General features: G+C 64.7%; 16 protein-coding genes. 8 read left to right on the top strand and 8 right to left on the bottom strand.

Translation table 11 applies throughout. The features are described 5' to 3' along the window. Positions 1 to 233 precede the first annotated feature (233 nt). Together edd and zwf are read right to left on the bottom strand one after the other, a co-directional pair. Entirely contained in the window at positions 234 to 2,048 is a 1,815-nt protein-coding gene (gene edd / locus ABIE08_RS14905; RefSeq protein WP_354552228.1) for a phosphogluconate dehydratase, read from the bottom strand. A gap of 262 nt (positions 2,049 to 2,310) precedes the next feature. Continuing rightward, positions 2,311 to 3,792, bottom strand: coding sequence for a glucose-6-phosphate dehydrogenase (gene zwf / locus ABIE08_RS14900; RefSeq protein WP_354552227.1), 1,482 nt, complete (start codon positions 3,790 to 3,792; stop codon positions 2,311 to 2,313). A gap of 205 nt (positions 3,793 to 3,997) precedes the next feature. Here zwf and ABIE08_RS14895 point away from each other — a divergent pair, with 205 nt between their 5' ends. From ABIE08_RS14895 to ABIE08_RS14885, 3 genes are all read left to right on the top strand, one after another. Then, on the top strand, positions 3,998 to 4,894 hold the full coding sequence (locus ABIE08_RS14895) for an SMP-30/gluconolactonase/LRE family protein (protein WP_354552225.1): 897 nt from the start codon (positions 3,998 to 4,000) through the stop codon (positions 4,892 to 4,894). A gap of 60 nt (positions 4,895 to 4,954) precedes the next feature. Further along, complete coding sequence (locus tag ABIE08_RS14890) at positions 4,955 to 5,332, top strand: VOC family protein (protein WP_354552224.1); 378 nt, start codon at positions 4,955 to 4,957, stop codon at positions 5,330 to 5,332. 109 nt (positions 5,333 to 5,441) lie between these two features. After that, the gene (locus tag ABIE08_RS14885) at positions 5,442 to 6,041 is read left to right on the top strand and encodes a cysteine rich repeat-containing protein (RefSeq protein WP_354552223.1); all 600 of its coding nucleotides are present in this window, start codon (positions 5,442 to 5,444) and stop codon (positions 6,039 to 6,041) included. 49 nt (positions 6,042 to 6,090) lie between these two features. Here the strand turns inward: ABIE08_RS14885 and ABIE08_RS14880 are convergent, their stop codons facing one another. From ABIE08_RS14880 to ABIE08_RS14855, 6 genes are all read right to left on the bottom strand, one after another. Continuing rightward, the gene (locus ABIE08_RS14880) at positions 6,091 to 6,738 is read right to left on the bottom strand and encodes a glutathione S-transferase family protein (RefSeq protein ID WP_354552221.1); all 648 of its coding nucleotides are present in this window, start codon (positions 6,736 to 6,738) and stop codon (positions 6,091 to 6,093) included. Between the two features lie 152 nt (positions 6,739 to 6,890). Further along, positions 6,891 to 7,979, bottom strand: coding sequence for an ABC transporter ATP-binding protein (locus ABIE08_RS14875; RefSeq protein ID WP_354552220.1), 1,089 nt, complete (start codon positions 7,977 to 7,979; stop codon positions 6,891 to 6,893). A 30-nt stretch (positions 7,980 to 8,009) separates the two neighbouring features. After that, positions 8,010 to 9,677, bottom strand: a complete 1,668-nt coding sequence (locus tag ABIE08_RS14870; protein ID WP_354552219.1) for an alpha-glucosidase family protein — start codon at positions 9,675 to 9,677, stop codon at positions 8,010 to 8,012. A gap of 4 nt (positions 9,678 to 9,681) precedes the next feature. Continuing rightward, on the bottom strand, positions 9,682 to 10,512 hold the full coding sequence (locus ABIE08_RS14865) for a carbohydrate ABC transporter permease (RefSeq protein WP_354552217.1): 831 nt from the start codon (positions 10,510 to 10,512) through the stop codon (positions 9,682 to 9,684). Beyond that, positions 10,512 to 11,441 carry a carbohydrate ABC transporter permease gene (locus tag ABIE08_RS14860; RefSeq protein ID WP_354552800.1) on the bottom strand — a complete coding sequence of 310 codons (930 nt, stop codon included), beginning with the start codon at positions 11,439 to 11,441 and terminating at the stop codon, positions 10,512 to 10,514. Before ABIE08_RS14860 ends, ABIE08_RS14865 begins: the two co-directional genes overlap by 1 nt. Before the next feature lie 178 nt (positions 11,442 to 11,619). After that, positions 11,620 to 12,867: an ABC transporter substrate-binding protein gene (locus ABIE08_RS14855; protein ID WP_396309414.1), complete on the bottom strand. Its 1,248-nt coding sequence runs from the start codon at positions 12,865 to 12,867 to the stop codon at positions 11,620 to 11,622. A 422-nt stretch (positions 12,868 to 13,289) separates the two neighbouring features. Between ABIE08_RS14855 and ABIE08_RS14850 the strand changes: the two genes are divergently transcribed. From ABIE08_RS14850 to ABIE08_RS14830, 5 genes are all read left to right on the top strand, one after another. Beyond that, positions 13,290 to 14,315 (top strand): substrate-binding domain-containing protein, encoded by a 1,026-nt coding sequence (locus ABIE08_RS14850; protein WP_354552215.1) that lies wholly within the window; start codon positions 13,290 to 13,292, stop codon positions 14,313 to 14,315. Positions 14,316 to 14,380: 65 nt separating this feature from the next. After that, on the top strand, positions 14,381 to 14,797 hold the full coding sequence (locus tag ABIE08_RS14845) for a lysozyme inhibitor LprI family protein (RefSeq protein WP_354552213.1): 417 nt from the start codon (positions 14,381 to 14,383) through the stop codon (positions 14,795 to 14,797). An 87-nt stretch (positions 14,798 to 14,884) separates the two neighbouring features. Beyond that, positions 14,885 to 15,817, top strand: coding sequence for a 2-dehydro-3-deoxygalactonokinase (locus ABIE08_RS14840; protein WP_354552212.1), 933 nt, complete (start codon positions 14,885 to 14,887; stop codon positions 15,815 to 15,817). Positions 15,818 to 15,828: 11 nt separating this feature from the next. Continuing rightward, on the top strand, positions 15,829 to 16,461 hold the full coding sequence (locus tag ABIE08_RS14835) for a 2-dehydro-3-deoxy-6-phosphogalactonate aldolase (RefSeq protein ID WP_354552211.1): 633 nt from the start codon (positions 15,829 to 15,831) through the stop codon (positions 16,459 to 16,461). 132 nt (positions 16,462 to 16,593) lie between these two features. Continuing rightward, positions 16,594 to 18,780, top strand: coding sequence for a right-handed parallel beta-helix repeat-containing protein (locus ABIE08_RS14830; RefSeq protein ID WP_354552209.1), 2,187 nt, complete (start codon positions 16,594 to 16,596; stop codon positions 18,778 to 18,780). Positions 18,781 to 18,922 lie beyond the last annotated feature (142 nt).

Below are 18,922 nucleotides of genomic sequence, written 5' to 3'. Positions count from 1 at the left end.
ACGGGCGTTCCAATCTCTGGAAGAGACTTGGAAAAACATTCCACGCCGACGCCAGGATGCGGCGGCGCCTGCGTATTCACCGCTCAGGGGCCGCCGCGCGCCAGATCTCGCGCGGATGCTGGACAAACGAGGTCTTGGCCAACGGCCTGCGCAGCCAAGATCTCCGCCCCGAATACACGACTTACTTTGTCGCCTTAAACGAGTTCGCTACCCCCGCCGCCTCCGGAGAGCCGCTAGAATACGCCCGCGCCGAGCTCGGCCGGGGCGGCATTGGCGCGGAACATGGCGAACAGTTCGCGGCCGAGACCGAATTCGTTGCCGGTCATATCCGCCACCGCCAGTTCGCGCGCCGCGAAGGTCGCGGAATCGACCAGCACTTCCAGCGTTCCCGTCACAGCGTCCAGGCGGACCATGTCGCCGTCGCGAACCTTGCCGATCGCCCCGCCGGCGGCCGCCTCGGGCGTGACGTGGATCGCCGCCGGGACCTTGCCGGAGGCGCCGGACATGCGCCCGTCGGTGACCAGCGCCACCCTGAGGCCCCGATCCTGCAGCACCGCCAGCGTCGGCGTCAGCTTGTGCAGCTCCGGCATGCCATTGGCGCGCGGGCCTTGGAAACGGATGACGGCGATGAAATCCTCGGTCAGCTCGCCCGCCTTGAAGGCGGCCAGCAACGCGTCCTGCGTGTCGAACACGCGGGCCGGCGCCTCGATGACGTGACGATCGACCTTCACGGCCGAGACCTTGATGACGGAGCGGCCGAGATTACCTTCCAGAACCTTGAGGCCACCGGACGCCTGGAATGCCTTGGAGACCGGCGCCAGTACCTTCTCGTCGAGGCTGGTGGTCGCACCCTCGCGCCACGCGATCACGCCGGCTTCGTCGATCTTCGGCTCGACCGTGTAGCCGCTCAGTCCCGCGCCCCAGACGGTCTTGACGTCCTCGTGCAGGAGGCCCGCCTGCAGCAACTCGCGGATCAGGAAGCTCATGCCGCCGGCGGCGTGGAAATGGTTCACGTCGGCCAGGCCGTTCGGATAGACGCGCGTCAGCAGCGGCACGACATCGGAAAGGTCGGAGAAATCGTCCCAGGTCAGCTGGATGCCGGCAGCCTTGGCCATCGCCACCAGATGCAGCGTGTGGTTGGTCGAACCACCGGTGGCGTTGAGGCCAACCACGCCGTTCACCACGGCCTTCTCGTCAATGATCTCGCCGATCGGCGTGAACTCGTTGCCGAGCGCAGTAATCGCCAGCGCGCGCTTGGCGGCGGCCTTGGTCAGCGCGTCCCGCAGCGGCGTGTTCGGGTTGACGAAGGACGAGCCCGGCAGATGCAGGCCCATGATCTCCATCAGCATCTGGTTGGTGTTGGCCGTGCCGTAGAAGGTGCAGGTTCCGGGGCCGTGATAGGAGGCGCTCTCGGCTTCCAGCAGGTCGGCGCGGGTCGCCTTGCCCTCGGCATAGAGCTGGCGGATGCGCGCCTTCTCGCTGTTCGGCAGGCCGGAGGTCATCGGGCCGGCCGGGATGAACACTGCCGGCAGGTGGCCGAAGGAGAGCGCCGCGATCAGCAGACCGGGCACGATCTTGTCGCAGATGCCGAGGAAGACGGCGGCATCATAGGTGTTGTGCGACAGGCCGATCGCCGCCGACATGGCGATGGCATCGCGCGAGAACAGCGACAGCTCCATGCCGGTCTGGCCTTGGGTGACGCCGTCGCACATGGCGGGAACGCCGCCAGCGACCTGCGCCACGCCGCCGACTTCCCGCGCCGCCTGGCGGATCAGCTCGGGATAGGTCTCGTAGGGCTGATGCGCCGACAGCATGTCGTTATAGGCGGTGATGATGCCGAGATTGGGCGAGATATCGCCCTTCAGCACGGCCTTGTCGCCGGGTCCGCAAGCCGCGAAGCCATGGGCCTGGTTGCCACAGGCGAGCGAGGCGCGACGCGGTCCGGCTTCGCTGGCGGCCGCTAGGCGATCGAGATACAGCCCGCGCGTCTTTTCGCTGCGGTCGCGGATCCGATCGGTCACTTCGAGGACCTTGGGGTGGATGGTCATGATGTGGTGTCTCCTGGACGTCCGTAACGGGTGAGAAGCAGGGTGGCGCCTGCTCGCTCCAAACCCCTCGCCGAACCCCCTCCATGAGCGGGAAGAGGGTTTCCCGCTCGGTCGATTTCTGGCCTGGAGCCCCTCACCGTCCGGAAACGACGAAAGGCTCCCCATTCCTGCCTTGACCCGTCTTCATGCCGCGAACGCCAGCCGTTCGCTTGGAGGACGTTCAGAGCCCCTCGCCTTCTATCAGGACGGGCGAGGTGGCTGCTCAGGCGCCTTCTTCGTGCCAGGTGCGTCCGTCGCGCTCGATCAGGGCGATCGAGGAGGACGGCCCCCAGGTACCCGCCGTATAGGCCTTCGGCGCCTCGCGCGAATTGGCCCAGCCGTCGAGGATCGGATCAATCCACTTCCACGCCGCCTCGACCTCGTCGCGCCGCATGAACAGCGTGGCGTTGCCGCGGATGACGTCCATGATCAGTCGTTCATAGGCTTCGGGACTGCGGATCTTGAAGGTCTCGGCAAAGCTCATGTCGAGGGGCACATGACGAAGACGCATGCCGCCCGGGCCCGGATCCTTGATCATCAGCCAGAGACGCACGCCCTCATCGGGCTGCAGGCGCATGATCAGCTGGTTGGAAGCAAGCTGGCCGGCAGCGCCTTCGAAGATCGAATGCGGGATCGCCTTGAAGTTGACGACGATCTCGGACAGGCGCGAGGGCAGCCGCTTGCCGGTGCGGATATAGAAGGGCACGCCGGCCCAGCGCCAGTTCTCGATCTCCGCCTTGACGGCGACGAAGGTCTCGGTCGTCGATTCCTCGTTGCCGAGCTCCTCGAGATAGCCCGGAACCGGCCCGCCGGCGGAGGCGCCGGCCTTGTACTGGCCGCGCACGGTAACGGTCTCGACATCGCCATCGACGATCGGCTTGAGCGAGCGCAGAACTTTTAGCTTCTCGTCGCGCAGCGCATCGGCATCGAACCGGCCCGGCGGCTCCATCGCGACGAGGCAGACAAGCTGCAGGATGTGGTTCTGCACCATGTCGCGCAGCGCGCCGGCGGTGTCGTAATAGCCCGCGCGACCCTCGACGCCGAGGCTTTCGGCGACCGTGATCTGCACATGATCGATGTGGTTGGCATTCCAGACCGGCTCGAACAGCGCATTCGCAAAGCGAAGCGCCATGAGGTTCTGCACCGTCTCCTTACCGAGATAATGGTCGATACGGTAGATCTGGCTTTCCTTGAACACCTTGCCGATCGAATCGTTCAGGGTGTTGGCGGAAGCGAGGCTCTTGCCGATCGGCTTCTCGATGATGACGCGGGTCTTCGGCGTCACGAGGTGATGGGCGCCAAGCCCCTCGCAGATGATGCCGAACAGGTCGGGCGCCACGGCGAGATAGAAGGCGCGAATGCGATCCTTGCCGCCTTCCAGCGCCTTGGCGAGTTCGGGCCAGCCGGCCTTTTCGGCGGTGGCGTCGACGGCGACATAGGTGATGCGCTTCAGGAACGAGGCGACCTGCTCGGGCTCGCGCTCGTCGGCCGGCACGAACTTCTCCAGCGCCGCTTCCGTCAGCTTCTGGTAGTCCTCGTCGCTCATGGGACGGCGCGAGACGCCGATGATCCGCGCAACCTCGGGGATCTGACCGTCGCGATGGCGGTGATACAACGCCGGCATGAGTTTGCGGTAGGCGAGATCGCCGGTAGCGCCGAAGACGACGAGATCGAAGGGGTCGACGGCGATGATACGACTTGTCATGAAATCCCTCTTTCCGGAGTCAGCCGGACCTCAACTGGTCTGTTCAGTGTCCTAATCAAATCCGCTTCATAAGTTGAGGGAAAAAATTAGAGCACCGAAATAAAATCTTTGCGACAAGATTCGCGTGTGATGGCTTTCACATCACGCTATGCGATTTCAGGCATTTGGACGAGACCCGCATCGGGCGGGCCAAGGGGAAAAATCAATGGCGGATCCGGTTTGCGTTGTGCCTGCGGGCGATCGTTGCGGAGAAGGCGTCGTCTGGAACGCCGCCGAGCAGGCCGTGTACTGGACCGACATCAATCGTTTCCTCGTCCATCGTTACGATCCGGCGGCCCGGACCACGCAGAACTGGCTGTTCGATGAGCCCGTGACGACGATCGGCCTGACCGATCGGCCCGACACCCTGATTCTCGCCCTAGGGTCCAAGGTGATCCTCTGGCAGCCGGCCAAAGACGCCCGCGCCGATTTCGCCTACCCCGAGAAGAACACACCGAAGGCACGGCTGAATGATGGCCGGCCCGACCCGTTCGGCAATCTGGTCGTCGGCTCGATGTTCAACAATGTCGCCCCGGACGGCTCCGGCGTCGACATCACCGACGATGCGCTGGGCGGCCTCTACCGCGTGACCCAGGACGGCGCCAGCGAGACGATCCGGTCGGCGATCGGCATCTCCAACACCATGTGCTGGGATCTGTCGCGAAACCGCTTCTATACCGGCGACACGATGAAGAACGAGATCTGGGCGTATGACTACGACCCGGCGACGGGCACAGTCAGCGACCCGGCCGTCTGGTTCCAGGATTTCGACCGCGGCTCGCCCGACGGCTCGCAGATCGACAGCGAAGGCCATGTCTGGAATTGCCGCTATCATGGCGGCTGCATCGTCCGCATCACGCCGGACGGCAAGGTCGACCGGGTCCTGGACATGCCGGTCTCCAACATCACCAACTGCACCTTCGGCGGTGCCGAGCTGAAGACGCTCTACATCACCACAGCACAGGGCGGCGACGGCCCGCTGGAGCGCCTGGCCGGCGGCCTGTTCGCCGTGGAGCTCGATGTCGCGGGCGTGGCCGAAAACGTGTTCAAGATCGACGGCTGACATGCGCCTATCCGGGGCGCGCCGCGCGTCCCGGATTGTTCCGTCCTCGGAGGAGGTCGCATGCCGATCCTCGACATCGACCATATCCAGCTCGCCATGCCGGCAGGCGGCGAAAACGAAGCACGCGGCTTCTACAGCGATCTCCTCGGCCTGCCGGAGGTGGCCAAGCCGGCCAATCTGGCAAGCCGCGGCGGCGCCTGGTTCCAGGCCGGCAGCCGCCAGCTGCATCTCGGTGTCGAAAGCGACTTTCGTCCAGCCAAAAAGGCGCATCCAGCCTTTCTCGTTCGCGATCTCGACGGCCTCCGGCAACGCATCGTCGCCAACGGGCAGGCGCCACAGGACGACGAGCCCCTCGCCGGCTATCGACGCTTCTATCTGAGCGACCCATTCGGCAACCGCCTGGAGTTTCTCGAGCCCGAGAATGGCGCGGAACAGTAGAGAATCGCTTTCGCCAACAGGTCAGCCGAGCGTCGGAAGGTCTCGGCCTGCGCAAATTGCCGTAACGGAAGGTCCATGGTAAGAAATCCTCCTTTTCGGGAGGGACTTCATGAGCCGGCCTATTCTCCAAGCGCTGCCGATCGTTGCCGCCGCGATCTTCGCCCTCGCCTGCGGTAGCCAGCTCGCCGTGGCGCAGGCGCCGAGCAAGGCGCAGCAATCGGCGATCCGGTCCGCCTGCCCGAGCGATTACAAGACCTATTGCGCCAGCGTGCCGCCCGGCGGCAAGCCGGCGCTCGACTGCCTGCAGCAGAACGCTGCCAAGCTTTCGGACGCCTGCCGCACGGCCGTGCAAGCCGTCAGCGGCAGCGCGGCGACGACGCCCGCGGGTGCCGCTCCCGCCAGCGGCGAAGCCAAACCCGACACGACGACTTCGCCTCCCGCCACAACCACCGACGCCGCGCCAGCGGCCAAGACGCCCGTCGCCAAGACTCCGGCGACCAAGGCACCCGTCGCTGCGGCAGCGCCTCCTGCTGCCGATCTGGCGCCGCGCCAGGAAGCCGCCCTGATCCGGCAGTCGTGCCGGCGGGATTTCCGCACCTATTGCGGCGGTGTTCCGATCGGCGGCGGCAATGTGATCGCCTGCCTGAAGGCCAACGCCGCGTCGCTCTCACCCCGCTGCCAAAGCGCTCTCGCCCCCTTCGCGCAGTAACGCCGGTCCGTCGCCTGGCGATGCGCAGGACCGCTCGCTCGATCGGGTACTAGCCGGGGAACATGTCGAAATACGGCTTGGCCTCTTCGAGCACGCGGGCATAGGAGGGCCGGTCCAGCAGCCGGCCGAAATAGCCGGCCAGCGCCGGATGCGTCTCGCCAAAAGGCTGTACCTTGTCGGCGTAGAACAGCGCCGGCGCGGCGGCGCAATCGGCGAGCGAGAAGGTCTCTCCCATCGCCCAGAAGCGCTGTCCCATTTGCTTCTCGAGCATGTCGTAGGAGGTCCTGAGCGTCGCCCTCGCCGCCTCGACGCCGAAGGGATCCTTGCTCCCGTCCGGGCGCAGCCGGTCGGCGACGATCCGCTGCATCGGCTCATGCACGTAGAGATCATAGAAGCGGTCGGAGAGCCGGGTCTGCCAGGCGCGCTCGGGATCTTCGGGGACGAAGCGCGTCGGCCCCGGATAATAGATGCCGAGATATTCGATGATGACGGTCGCTTCGGGCACGGTCTGTTCGCGCCGATGATCCAGCAGGACCGGCATCTTGCCGACCGGCCAGAGCGCGTTGAATTCAGCCCGCACGGTCGGGTCGCCGAGATCGAGGAAATGCGGCTTGAACGGCGTATCGTTCTCGTAGAGCGCGATCAGCGCCTTATGGCAGTAGGACGCCAGCGGATGCATGTAGAGCGTGAGCGTCATGGCAGCCTCGCTTCTTTGTGACCCACATCGCCCGTCCCGTGGGGCGGCGACACCGATCCGACACCCGCACTCGCGCGGCGAGCCCTTTGCATGACAGTTAGCGCAAGCCCGTACCTGTCATGCAAGTCCCATGATCGGCCGGAAGTGTCGGCTCAGGTCCGGCGGTAGGCGTCGCCCTTTTCGTCAAAGACCTGCAGATGCCGGAGCGGCGAGGTCAGCGCGATCGTCTCGCCCTTGGTGAAGGGAATGTCGTTTTCGAGCTTGGCGACGATCGGCTCTTCGGTGCCGATATCGACATAGATCAGCGTCACCTCGCCGAGCTGCTCGACGATATCGATGGTGCCGCGGAAAATCGCGTCGTCGCCGGTGGTGACCTCGAGATCCTCGGGACGGACGCCGAACGTGCCCTTCGAACCAGCAGCGCTTTCCGGGATTGAAGCCTGCACGCGGATCGCGTCGCAGCCATTCGGGCGAACCACCGGATTGGCGCCGCCGGATTCGATCACGCAGGGAATGGTATTCATCGACGGCGAACCGAGGAACTTCGCGACGAACAGATTGTCGGGGTGGTGGTAGAGCTCCATCGGCGCGCCGACCTGCTCCACCCGCCCGGCGTTCAGCACGACGATGCGGTCGGCCAGCGTCATCGCCTCGACCTGGTCATGCGTGACGTAGATCATCGTCACGCCGGCCATGCGCTCATGCAGCTTGTTGATCTCGATGCGGGTCTGCACGCGCAGCGCCGCGTCGAGGTTGGAAAGCGGCTCGTCGAACAGGAACACCTTGGGGTCGCGCACAATGGCGCGGCCGATGGCGACGCGCTGGCGCTGGCCGCCGGAAAGCTGCTTCGGCAGGCGGTCGAGATAGGGCGTGATTTGCAGCACATTCGCCGCCTCGCGCACGCGGCGGTCGATCTCTTCCTTGCCACCACCGCCGAGCTTCATGCCGAAGGCCATGTTGTCGTAGACGGTCATGTGCGGATAGAGCGCGTAGCTCTGGAACACCATGGCGATGCCGCGCTTCGACGGCGCCAACTGGTTCACGACCTTGCCGTCGATCTGCAGCGTGCCGGAGGTGATATCCTCCAGTCCCGCGATCAGACGCAGAAGCGTGGACTTGCCGCAGCCGGACGGACCGACGAAGACGACGAACTCACCCGACTTGATGTCGAGATCGATGCCGTGCAGCACCTTGACGTTGCCATAGGCCTTCCGGATATCGCGTAGCAGCAAGCCGGCCATGTTGTTCTCTCCCGTGCCCGTTCTCTTGTTTCAGGCGATCTTGCCGAAGAATGCGTCGCGTCCGCCGAGTTCGACGGTGCGGCCCGAAGCGTCGAGCAATCCCGCGAAGCCGCTGTTCAGAAGCGCCGTGACATCGATCCCGGCCGGGACCGCGAAGCTGGCGCTGGCGCTGCCGAGGTTGAACACGCAGAGCACCTTCTCGCCCGCGCCCTCCCGAATGAAGGCCAGGACATTGTCGGGCGAATCGACGAAGGCGATCGAGCCGTCCCGCAGCGCCGGATGGGCGCGGCGGAAGGCGATCATCTTGCGGTAATGCGTCAGCACCGACGCCTGGTCGGCGGTCTCGCGGTTGACGGCGCGGGCGACATGTTCCTGGGATACCGGCAGCCAGGGCTTGGCGGAGGAGAAGCCGGCATAGGTACCGTTTGATTCCCACACCATCGGCGTACGGCAGCCATCGCGGCCCTTATATTCCGGCCAGAAGCGGATGCCGTAGGGATCCTGCAGATCCTCATAGGCAATATCGGCTTCGGTCAGGCCGAGTTCCTCGCCCTGGTAGAGGCAGACGGAGCCGCGCAGCGACAGCAGAATGCCGGCGGCGAGCTTCGCAACCGCATCGAACTCGCCATCGTGGGTCCAGCGCGAAACGTGGCGGACGATGTCGTGGTTCGAGAACGCCCAACAGGGCCAGCCATCGCCGACGATCGCTTCGAACGCCTGGATCCGGTTGACGAAGTGTTCCTTCGTGAAGATCGGGCTCAGGAAATCGAAGGTGTAGCACATGTGCAGCTTGTCGCCGCCGGCGGTATAGGCCGCCATCGTGCGGAGCGAGCGCGGGCCGTCGCCGATCTCGCCGACCGTCATCTGGCCGGGATAGCGGTTCAGGAGCGCGCGGAGACGCTTCAGGAATTCGAGATTTTCCGGCTGGCTCTTGTCGTGGATGTGATCCTGCCAGTTATACGGATTGACGGCGGGCGCCTCGGGCGAGTTGCGATCCTCGGGCTTCGAAGGCGGGTTGTCCTCCAGTCCCTGCGAATGGACGTAGAAGTTCACCGTATCGAGGCGGAAGCCGTCGACGCCGCGCTTCAGCCAGAACTCCACCGAGTCGAGCAGCGCGTCCTGAGCCGCCATGCAGTGGAAATTGATGTCCGGCTGCGAGGTCAGGAAGTTGTGCAGGTAATACTGGCAGCGCGTCGTGTCCCATTCCCAGGCTGAGCCGCCGAAGATCGACAGCCAGTTGTTGGGCGGCGTGCCGTCCGGCTTGGCGTCGGCCCAGACGAACCAGTCGGCCTTGGCATTGGTCTTGGACGAGCGGCTTTCCTTGAACCAGGCGTGCTGGTCCGAGGTGTGCGACAGCACCTGGTCGATCGTCACTTTGATGCCGCGCGCATGCGCCTCGGTGATCAGGTGGTCGAAATCCTCCAGCGTGCCGAACAGCGGATCGACGGCGCAATAATCGGAGACGTCGTAGCCAAAATCCTTCATCGGCGACTTGAAGAAGGGCGAGATCCAGATCGCATCGACGCCGAGCGAGGCGATGTGATCCAGCCGGGCAGCAATGCCCTTCAGGTCGCCGACGCCATCGCCGTCCGTATCCTGGAACGAGCGCGGGTAGATCTGGTAGATGACCGCGCCGCGCCACCAGTCCGCATCGGCGGCGTGCGAGGCGATCACGCCACCGGAAACGACTTCATTCATTCGATCAGCCCTTCACGCCGCCGGCGGTGAGGCCGGAAATGATCTTGCGTTGGAAAATGAGCACCAGGGCGATCAGCGGCACGGTGACGATGACCGACGCAGCCATGATGTTGCCCCATGGAATTTCGTACTGGCTGGCGCCGGACAGTAGCGCGATCGCGACCGGCACCGTGCGGGTGGCGTTGGACGAGGTGAAGGTCAGGGCGAACAGGAACTCGTTCCAAGCGGCGATGAAGGCGAGCAGACCCGTCGTCACCAGCGCCGGCCACATCAGCGGCATGAACACCTTGGTGATGATCACCCATGGCGACGCCCCGTCGACGATGGCCGCTTCCTCGATCTCGATCGGCAGGTCGCGCATGAAGGTGGTCAGCACCCAGACCGTGAACGGCAGGGTGAAGATCATGTAGGCGAAGATCAGCGCCAGCGGCGTGTTGAAGATGCCGAAGAAGCGGATGATCTCGAACAGGCCGGCCAGCACCGCGATCTGCGGGAACATCGACACCGACAGGATGGTGAAGAGCAGCAGCGAGCGGCCGCGGAAGCGGACGCGGGCGAGCGCAAAGGATGCGGTCACCGCGAGCAGCAGCGAGATCGCCACCACCACGGTCGAAACCAGCAGCGAATTGCCGAGATTGCGCAGGAAGCTGCCGGTGGTCAGCACCGAGACGTAATTGTCCAGCGCGAAGGAGGTCGGCCAGTAGTCGATCCGGAACAGGTCCGTGCCGGATTTGAACGAGGTCAGGATCGCGTAATAGAACGGGAACACCGAGATGAAGACGATGATCAGGACCAGCGCGTAGAAAGCCGTCCGCTTGGTAAGGGCCCAGAGCATTATCGGCCTCCATCGAAATTGACGCGTCCGACAACGATGTAGACCACCGTGATGACCGCCAGGATCAGGAACAGGAAGGTCGCGGCGGCCGAGCCATAGGCGAACTTGTCGAAATCGAACAGGTTCTCGCGGGCATAGACCGACATCGTCTTGGTCTGGGAGTTGTTCGGCGTCAGCACGTAGATCAGGTCGAAGATGCGCAGCGCATCGAGCATGCGGAAGATCACGGCGACCATCAGGGCGGGCCGGATCAACGGCAGCGTCACCCTGAAGAACACCTTGACCGGATGCACGCCGTCGATCCGAGCCGCCTCGTATATATCGCCGGGCACCATCTGCAGGCCGGCGAGGATCAGCAGCGCCATGAAGGGCGTGGTCTTCCAGATATCCACCAGCAGCACCGCGAACATCGCCGTGTCCGGATTGGCTGTCCAGGCGATCTTGCTCGAGATGATGCCGAGATTCATCAGCACGTCGTTGATGATGCCGAACTGGTCGTTGAGCATCCAGCTCCACATCTTGGCGGAGACGACGGTCGGGATCGCCCACGGCACGAGGATGGCAGCGCGGACGATGCCGCGGCCCTTGAACTCGGCGTTGAGCACGAGCGCCACGATGGTGCCGAAGATCGTCTCCAGCGTCACCGAGACGATGGTGAACTTGACGGTGTTCCAGACAGCGCGCCACCAGATCGGGTCGGCGAGCAGGCCGTCATAGAGAACCTTGCCGCTCTTCAGCCGGGTGATCGACAGGTAGTTCTCGAAGCCGATCCACTGCGCCGCGTCGATATTGGCGAGCGAGGCGTCGGTGAACGAAAAATAGATGCTTCGGACCAGGGGCCATCCGGCCACCATCGCCAGCACGATGAGCATCGGGGCGAGAAACACCCAGGCTGACCGCACCCTCTGGCGCATCAGGTCGGAGCGCATCCCTGCGACGGGCGCAGCAACTGTCTCGGCTACCGCCATGTTCTCGGCTCTCGCTGTTTGGACCGACGGCTCGGCATGAACGGGAAAGGCATGGCGGACCGCACGAATGTCCGCCACGCCGAAAGATCAGGCTGCGATGACGGCATTCGCTGGGAATGCCGTCATGCGGGCGTCTGGCCTACCAGCCGCCGCCCTTGAGCTTGGTCAGCTTGGCTTCGAGCATTTCGAGATTGTCGGCTGCCGAGCCATTGCCGCTGAGCGTGTCGTGGGTTGCGGTCCAGAAATTGGACGAGACTTCGTTGTACTTCACCTTGGCAGGGGCCGAGGGACGCGGCACGGCGTTCTGGAACACTTCCTTCCAGCGCGGGATGATCGGCTGGCCCTTGGCGATGTCGGCATCGTCATAGAGAGCCTGGATCGTCGGCAGGTTCGAGGCCTTCAGGGCCTTGAGCTTCTGCATCTCCGGCGAGGCGATGAACTTGACCAGCTCGATCGCCTCCTTCGGGCTCTTGCTGTACTTCGAGACGGCCAGGTTCCAGCCGCCCAGCGTGGCAGCGGACTTGGCGCCCTCGCCGGAGCCTGCCGGCAGCGGCACGACATCGAACTTGTCCTTCACCGCCGAGTCAGCGCCGTTGCCGAGGCCATAGGCATAGGGCCAGTTGCGCATGAACACGGCATTGCCGGTCTGCCAGACGCCGCGGGCTTCTTCTTCCTGATAGGCCAGGACGCCCGGGGGCGAGATCGTGTTGACCCAACCCTTGGCGCGATCGAGCGCCGCGACGGCCTGCGGATTGTTGATCGAGATCGAACCGTCGGCCTCGATGATCTGGCCGCCGCCGTTCGACTTCACCCATTCAAGGGCATTGCAGGTCAGGCCTTCATAGGAATTGCCCTGCCAGACGAAGCCCCAGATGTCCTTCGAACCGGCTTCGCGCTCCTTGTCCTGGACTTCCTTCGCGGTCGCCGCGAGTTCGTCCCAGGTCTTCGGCGGCTGCTTGCCGTACTTCTCGAGCAGGTCCTTGCGATAGTAGAGGGCCGGCGCATCGGTGAAGATCGGCAGGGCGACGAGCTTGCCGTTCACGGTCTGCGATTCGATGATCGACGGGAAATGCGCGCCGACGACATCCTTGGTGGCGTCCGTCAGGTCCAGGAGCTGGTCCGACAGCTGCGGCGCCCAGATCACGTCGGTCTGGTAGACGTCGATATCGGAGTTGCCGGCGGCAAGCCAAAGCTTGTACTGACCGAACTGATCGCTCGTCGAAGACGGCATCGGCACGATCGTGACCTTGTTGCCGGTGTTCTTCTCGAAGATGTCGAGCTGCTCGCGCAGCACGGCGAGACCGTTGCCCGTATCACCGGACACGATCGACAGATTGGCAGCATTGGCGGCGCTGCCCATCAGGACAATGCCGGCACCAAAGGCCATAAGCGCGGAGCGCAACTTCATTTGAAAGAACCTCCCTGAGAGACATTCCATGACAGGAGCCTCGAAGCCATCGCGCCCGCCGATGCCTCGCACCGCGAACACGCCGCTTCTCATCCCCCTAAGCACCTTCGGCGGAGACAGAATGCCGCCCGCCCTCCTCAAAGCGCTTTGAAGACATTCAAACCGTCAACCTGCTCCGCTGTCAACCCCGGCGGCGCGAGCGCGACAGTGCAATGCAGCATGCCAAAGCCGAAAATTCATATGATAAAACAGTATACTTATTTGATTCATCGCCCATTTTTGAAACGCCCTTCAATGACGCGCCGCAACATGGCGCAGAGAATTCCCGGGAGCGCCGCAAGTCCGCTTGCGCGGTGGATTGAAAGCGCTTTGAATGTTTTCCAGGGAGGACGGATTTTCTCATGAGGCTGAAGGAACTAGCGCTGCATCTCGGTCTCTCGCAGACGACCGTGAGCCGGGCGCTGAACGGCTACCCCGAGGTCAATGAGGAAACGCGGCAGCGCGTGCTGGATGCGGCGCGCCGCTACGACTATCGCCCCAATGCCAGCGCCCGCCGCCTCGCCACCGGCCGCAACAATGCGATCGGCATTGTTCTGCCGACGGACCGCAACCTGCTGCTGGACCCGAACTATATCGAGTTTCAGGCCGGCCTCGGCGAAAGGCTGATGAAGGACGAAATCGACATCGTGCTGTCGCCCTCGCGCGCCGGCGACGAAATGGCGACCTACCGGCGTATGGCGATCAGTTCGCGGGTCGACGCCGTCATCGTGTCGAGCCCGACCTTCAACGACCCGCGCATCGCGCTCCTGACCGAGCTCGGCCTGCCCTTCGTCGTGCATGGCCGCTCGGAAAGCCCGATTCCGCACGCCTGGCTCGATATCGACAATGAGGGCGCGTTTCGGCACGCGACGCAGCATCTGCTCGATCTCGGCCATCGCCGGATCGGCCTGATCAACGGCGAGACCCGCCATACCTTCGCCGCCCATCGCGAGCACGGCTTCCGCAAGGCGCTGGCCGAACATGGCGTTGCCGCCGAGGAAAGCCTGATCGCCGAAGGCGTCATGACGGACGAGACCGGCTACCGGATCACCGCCCGCTTCCTCGCCCAGACCCCTCGCCCCACCGCGCTGCTGGTGTCGTCGATGATGATGTCTCTCGGCACCCTGCGCGCGATCCGATCGGCCGGGCTGGAACTCGGCCGCGACATATCGCTGATCGCCCATGACGACGTCATCCCCTTCCTCAATCCTGACGCCATGGTGCCGACCATGTCGACGACGCGCTCGTCGATCCGGGCCGCCGGAACGCGGGTGGCCGAGCTGCTGATGGAGATCATCGCGGATGGCCGCGCCCCGGCCAGCATCCACGAACTCTGGCCCGTCGACCTCGTCATTCGCCGGTCGACCGGGCCCGCGCCGCGGGATTGACCGCGCCACCGGTTCGGGACGAAATCCCCCGTCAACTGATTTGCTTCACGGTGGAGTTGAACGCCATGCGCCCCATCCTGGCCGGCCTGCTGTTCCTCGCGGCAGGCATCCTGTCGTCGCCCGCCTCGGCGCAGAAGAGCAAGGCCGATCCGATCGATGCGAAACTCGCCGCCTGCCTGAAGGGGCCCGAAGCCAGCAGCACGGCCGGTGCGATCGCCTGCTTCCAGGCCGCGCGCGAAGGCTGGGAACAGGAAATGATCCGCGCCTATGCAGCCCTCTCCGCGACTTTGGATACCCGATCGCGCGGGATCCTGCGCGGCACCCAGAAGCAATGGGAAGCCTATGTGGCCGCCGAACGCCGCTTCCAGGCTGCGCCCTGGATCCGCGACCGCGGCACGGCGATGTCCCTCACCGCGGCGGCGCAGAACGTCGACCTCTTCAAGAACCGCGCGATCACGCTGCGCCGCTACCAGGCGGAGTGACAGCGGCCTGCTGTCGCCTTGACAGCGCCGGCCGATCATCGAACAACCATTCCAGATTCACATAATTTAGAACTTACGGACCAAACGATGCCCGTCGCCTTTGCCAATGCCGCCCTCATTGCCGTCGACTGGGGCACGACCCGCTGCCGCGCCATGTTGCTCGACCGGGACGGCGGCGTATTGGCCGAGGCGGACAGCGCCGATGGCATCGGCTCGCTCGGCGGCGCTGGCCACGAGGATGCGTTCCAGGCGCTCGTCGCCAAGTGGCCGAAGCTTCCGGCGATCATGGCCGGCATGGTCGGCAGCCGGCAGGGCTGGCACGAGGCGGCCTATGTCCCGGTGCCGACCTCGCCCGACGCGCTCGCCGGCGGGCTGCTGACCTTCCAAACCTCCGATCATCGCCCAATGGCGATCGTCCCCGGGCTCGTGCTGCGTTCGGAAGCGCGCGATGGCGACGTCATCCGCGGCGAGGAAACGCAGCTGGTGGGATTGATGGAGGAGGAGCCCGATTTCGAGGGCATCGCCATCCTGCCGGGCACCCACTCCAAATGGGCCGCCATCGCCAAGGGAGAGATCACCACCTTCCAGACCTTCCTGACAGGCGAGATGTTCGACCTGCTGGCGCGGAAGTCGTTCCTGCGCCATTCGGTGGCGGAAGATGCCGACGATATCGCCGGCTCCCCGCATTTCGCCCTCGCGGTGAAGCGCACCGTCGCCGAGGGCCTGCCCTTCCTCGGCGCCATCTTCTCCGTGCGCGTGCGCCAGCTGCTGGACGGCGTCTCGGGCGACGACAACCTCGCCTATCTCTCCGGCCTCGTCATCGGCGGCGAGATCGCCGCTGCCCGCCAGATCGGCCTGCTCGATGCGAACCGCCCGATCCGGATCATCGGCTCGCGCACGCTCGCCCGCTCCTATCATGCCGCCTTCCAGGTCGCCGGCCATCCGGCCGATACCCGGGACGGCTCCGCCCTCGTCCGCCGCGGCCTTGTCCGCCTCGCCCGCGCCAACGGCCTCCTTTGAGATTGAAAACGATGACCCATCCCCTGTTCGGCACCCATCTCCCCATCGTCGCGATCCTGCGCGGCATCACCCCGGCCGAGGCCGACGCGGCCTTCGACGCGCTGGTCGAGGCCGGCGTCACCCTGATCGAAGTACCGCTCAATTCGCCGGATCCGTTCGTCTCGATCGAGAAGATGGTGAAGCGCGCCGCCGGCCGCGCCAAGGTCGGCGCCGGCACGGTGCTGACCGAAGAGCATGTCGTGGCCGTGAAGGATGTCGGCGGCGAACTCATCGTTTCGCCCAATGCGGATACCGCCATTATCCGCAAGACCAAGGCGCTGCGGATGGATTCCTATCCCGGCGTCTTCACGCCGACCGAGGCTTTCGCGGCGCTCGCCGCCGGCGCCGATGCGCTGAAGTTCTTCCCGGCCGAGCTGATCGGCACGTCGGGCATCAAGGCGATGAAGGCCGTGCTGCCGAAACATGTCCCGGTGCTGGCCGTCGGCGGCGCCAACGAGACCAACTTCGCCGAGTACATCCAAGCCGGCTGTGCCGGTTTCGGCATCGGCTCGAACATCTACAAGCCGGGAATGACGGCGGCCGACATCGGCGAAAGAGCCCGCAAGCTGGTCGCAGCCTTCAAGGCAGCGGCTGGCGTCGCGTAAGCTCAGTCTTTCATTGGTCTAATTAGAAAACATATGTGTTTTCAATGACTTGATTCGATCCTATACCGCCCGGCAGTCATTGCCGGGCGATTGTTTCAAATCCCGGCCCATACTGGAACCGGGACCTGCACCATGCGATCCTCCGCAATCGCCGCGCTGCTCTGCGCAGCGTCTACGCTCGCCATCACGGCCTCCGCCAAGGCCGACGCCGTCGGCCCCACCGTCGAAATCACCCTGGGAGGCGGCCAGGAAAACGGCGCCATTGGCGGCTTCGACATCTTCCTGCCTTTCGGCTTCGGCGACCGTTCGATCGGCTTCGGTGATCTGCGCGGCCATATGAACAACGACCAGATGGACCAGCTTTCCGCCGGTCTCGGCTGGCGGATGCAGTTGGACGGCGTCTGGACGGTAGGCGCGTATGGCTATTACGACTATCTCCGGACCGAACGCGACAACGACTTCCACCAGATCTCCGCCGGCGCCGAGCTGCTCTCGCGCGACATGGTGTTTCGTCTCAACGGCTACCTGCCCTTCGGCGACAAATATGGCTCGGCCGCCGACGCCAACGCAGCGCTGATCGAGGCCGGACGGCTCGTGTTCCGCGCCGGCCAGGAGCAGGCCCTGCGCGGCATCGACGGCGAGGCCGGGTTCCGGCTGCCAATGTTCGACGCCAAGTCATCGGCCCAGATGATGCTCTATGGCGGCGGCTACTGGTATGACGGCGGCGACCGCCTCGACGACATCACCGGCGTCAGCGCCCGGGCGGAACTATCCTTCGCGGACCTGCCGGGCTTCACGCAGGGCTCGACCTTCAGCCTCTCGGCCGGCTTCACCTATGACAATGAGGACAAGGCCGAGGGCCAGTTCCTCGCGCGCCTCCGCATCCCACTCGGCAAGGCGGGCCCTGCGCTCGCCAATCGCGATCCGATGATGCAGCGCGTCGAACGCGCCGATTTCATCCGCACCGCCGTCGGCGCCACGGGCGACGCGGAAGCCGCGATCTATGCCGATACCGGCAATGTCGTCGGCAATGTCCGGACCGTCTCCTCGGCCACCGGCAACGCGACGGCGATCAACGAGGCCATCGCGGCGGCGGGCGACAATGCGCTTATCCTGGCCGATGGCGTGATCCAGCTCGACCAGACCCTGCTGCTCTCTTCCGGCCAATTCCTGGTCGGCGGCCAGGGCGGCCTCGAAATCATCGGCGCCCGCAGTGGCGGCACGGCAACCTTCACGCGCTCGGTCGCCGAGACCCGTCTGGTCGGCACCACCACGGCGGACGTACTGGCCATGGCCGATGACAGTGGCGCGGTTGGCCTCGCGATCCGCGGCGGCCGCGACGGCATCCTCGCGGACGGCGTCGGAAACGTCTTCCTGCGCGATCTGGACATCGCCCAGACCGCCGGCAACGGCATCCTCTTGAGCGAGGTCGACAGCGCGCTGATCGAACGCAGCCGGATCCACGACCTCACGATCTGCGCCAACAACACCGAATGCGAATTCTCGATCTACGACCCCGAGCGCAGCGTCCCCAACACCGCGATCTCGCTGTTCTCCGCCAAGGACGTCACGATCCGCGACGTCGAAATCCGGGACGTTACCTACGGCATCTTCGCCAACGCGGCTTTCGACGAAATCGAGGACTGGGAAAACGACATCTACGGCCTGCGCGCGCCGAACCCGACCACCCGCCTGACGATCGAGAACGTCTCGATCACCAACACCCGCCGCGAGGCGCTGCAGTTCGTCGGCGCCTCCGACATCTCGATCCGGAACCTGTCGATCGACAACACCGCGATGGACCGGACGATGGACCTGATCGTGATCATGGCGAGTTCCGGCATCAGCATGGACGGCCTGACGCTGGCGGGCGGCGTCAATGCGCTGCAGTTCATCGGACCCTCGTCCTTCGCCGACCCGGCCAGCGAGATCACCGTGTCGAACGCGACGATCCGCGACACCAGCCGCGCCGGCATCATGATGAACATGGGCTCGTCCGACGTCGCCTTCTCCAACATCGAGATCACCGATGCCGGAACGCATGGCATCTACCTCTACGGCCCGTCCTTCTTCGGCGGCGCGCTGGGCGATGTCAGCTTCGACAAGGTAAAGGTGGTCAGTTCCAGCGACGAGGCGGTTCATCTTGCCGGCGAATTGACCAACCTGTCGGGCAACATCGAGGTCGGCCAGGCTTCGGCGAACTGCGTCGCCGATACCGGCACATGGACGTCGACCACGCTGACGCAGAACCAGGGCGAGCGCTTCTCGGTCGGCGGAACCGTCATCCTGCCGGGCACCCTGCCGGCCGGCTGCCGCTAAGTTTCGACGGCAAAACAACAAGTCGGGTTCGCAGGCGCGGGGGACCGCCATGTCTCAAGCGATTGTGAACCCGACGTGTGAACTCCGTCATAAATTCCGCACATAGATCTGGTTAGTATCCCCTCATCGAAGCGAGATCAGG

Source organism: Kaistia defluvii (assembly GCF_040548815.1).
Taxonomy (GTDB): Bacteria; Pseudomonadota; Alphaproteobacteria; order Rhizobiales; family Kaistiaceae; genus Kaistia; species Kaistia defluvii_A.
Note: the sequence above shows the minus strand (reverse complement) of the source record. Positions and strands in the feature narration are given on the sequence as shown.

What these genes read in the sequence shown, in the direction of transcription:
- edd (WP_354552228.1), bottom strand. Translation starts at nt 2,048, where the DNA reads ATGACCATCCACCCCAAGGTCCTCGAAGTGACCGATCGGATCCGCGAC.
- ABIE08_RS14885 (WP_354552223.1), top strand. Translation starts at nt 5,442, where the DNA reads ATGAGCCGGCCTATTCTCCAAGCGCTGCCGATCGTTGCCGCCGCGATC.
- ABIE08_RS14880 (WP_354552221.1), bottom strand. Translation starts at nt 6,738, where the DNA reads ATGACGCTCACGCTCTACATGCATCCGCTGGCGTCCTACTGCCATAAG.
- ABIE08_RS14890 (WP_354552224.1), top strand. Translation starts at nt 4,955, where the DNA reads ATGCCGATCCTCGACATCGACCATATCCAGCTCGCCATGCCGGCAGGC.
- ABIE08_RS14860 (WP_354552800.1), bottom strand. Translation starts at nt 11,441, where the DNA reads ATGCGCTCCGACCTGATGCGCCAGAGGGTGCGGTCAGCCTGGGTGTTT.
- ABIE08_RS14830 (WP_354552209.1), top strand. Translation starts at nt 16,594, where the DNA reads ATGCGATCCTCCGCAATCGCCGCGCTGCTCTGCGCAGCGTCTACGCTC.
- zwf (WP_354552227.1), bottom strand. Translation starts at nt 3,792, where the DNA reads ATGACAAGTCGTATCATCGCCGTCGACCCCTTCGATCTCGTCGTCTTC.
- ABIE08_RS14875 (WP_354552220.1), bottom strand. Translation starts at nt 7,979, where the DNA reads ATGGCCGGCTTGCTGCTACGCGATATCCGGAAGGCCTATGGCAACGTC.
- ABIE08_RS14855 (WP_396309414.1), bottom strand. Translation starts at nt 12,867, where the DNA reads ATGGCCTTTGGTGCCGGCATTGTCCTGATGGGCAGCGCCGCCAATGCT.
- ABIE08_RS14865 (WP_354552217.1), bottom strand. Translation starts at nt 10,512, where the DNA reads ATGCTCTGGGCCCTTACCAAGCGGACGGCTTTCTACGCGCTGGTCCTG.
- ABIE08_RS14870 (WP_354552219.1), bottom strand. Translation starts at nt 9,677, where the DNA reads ATGAATGAAGTCGTTTCCGGTGGCGTGATCGCCTCGCACGCCGCCGAT.
- ABIE08_RS14895 (WP_354552225.1), top strand. Translation starts at nt 3,998, where the DNA reads ATGGCGGATCCGGTTTGCGTTGTGCCTGCGGGCGATCGTTGCGGAGAA.
- ABIE08_RS14835 (WP_354552211.1), top strand. Translation starts at nt 15,829, where the DNA reads ATGACCCATCCCCTGTTCGGCACCCATCTCCCCATCGTCGCGATCCTG.
- ABIE08_RS14840 (WP_354552212.1), top strand. Translation starts at nt 14,885, where the DNA reads ATGCCCGTCGCCTTTGCCAATGCCGCCCTCATTGCCGTCGACTGGGGC.
- ABIE08_RS14845 (WP_354552213.1), top strand. Translation starts at nt 14,381, where the DNA reads ATGCGCCCCATCCTGGCCGGCCTGCTGTTCCTCGCGGCAGGCATCCTG.
- ABIE08_RS14850 (WP_354552215.1), top strand. Translation starts at nt 13,290, where the DNA reads ATGAGGCTGAAGGAACTAGCGCTGCATCTCGGTCTCTCGCAGACGACC.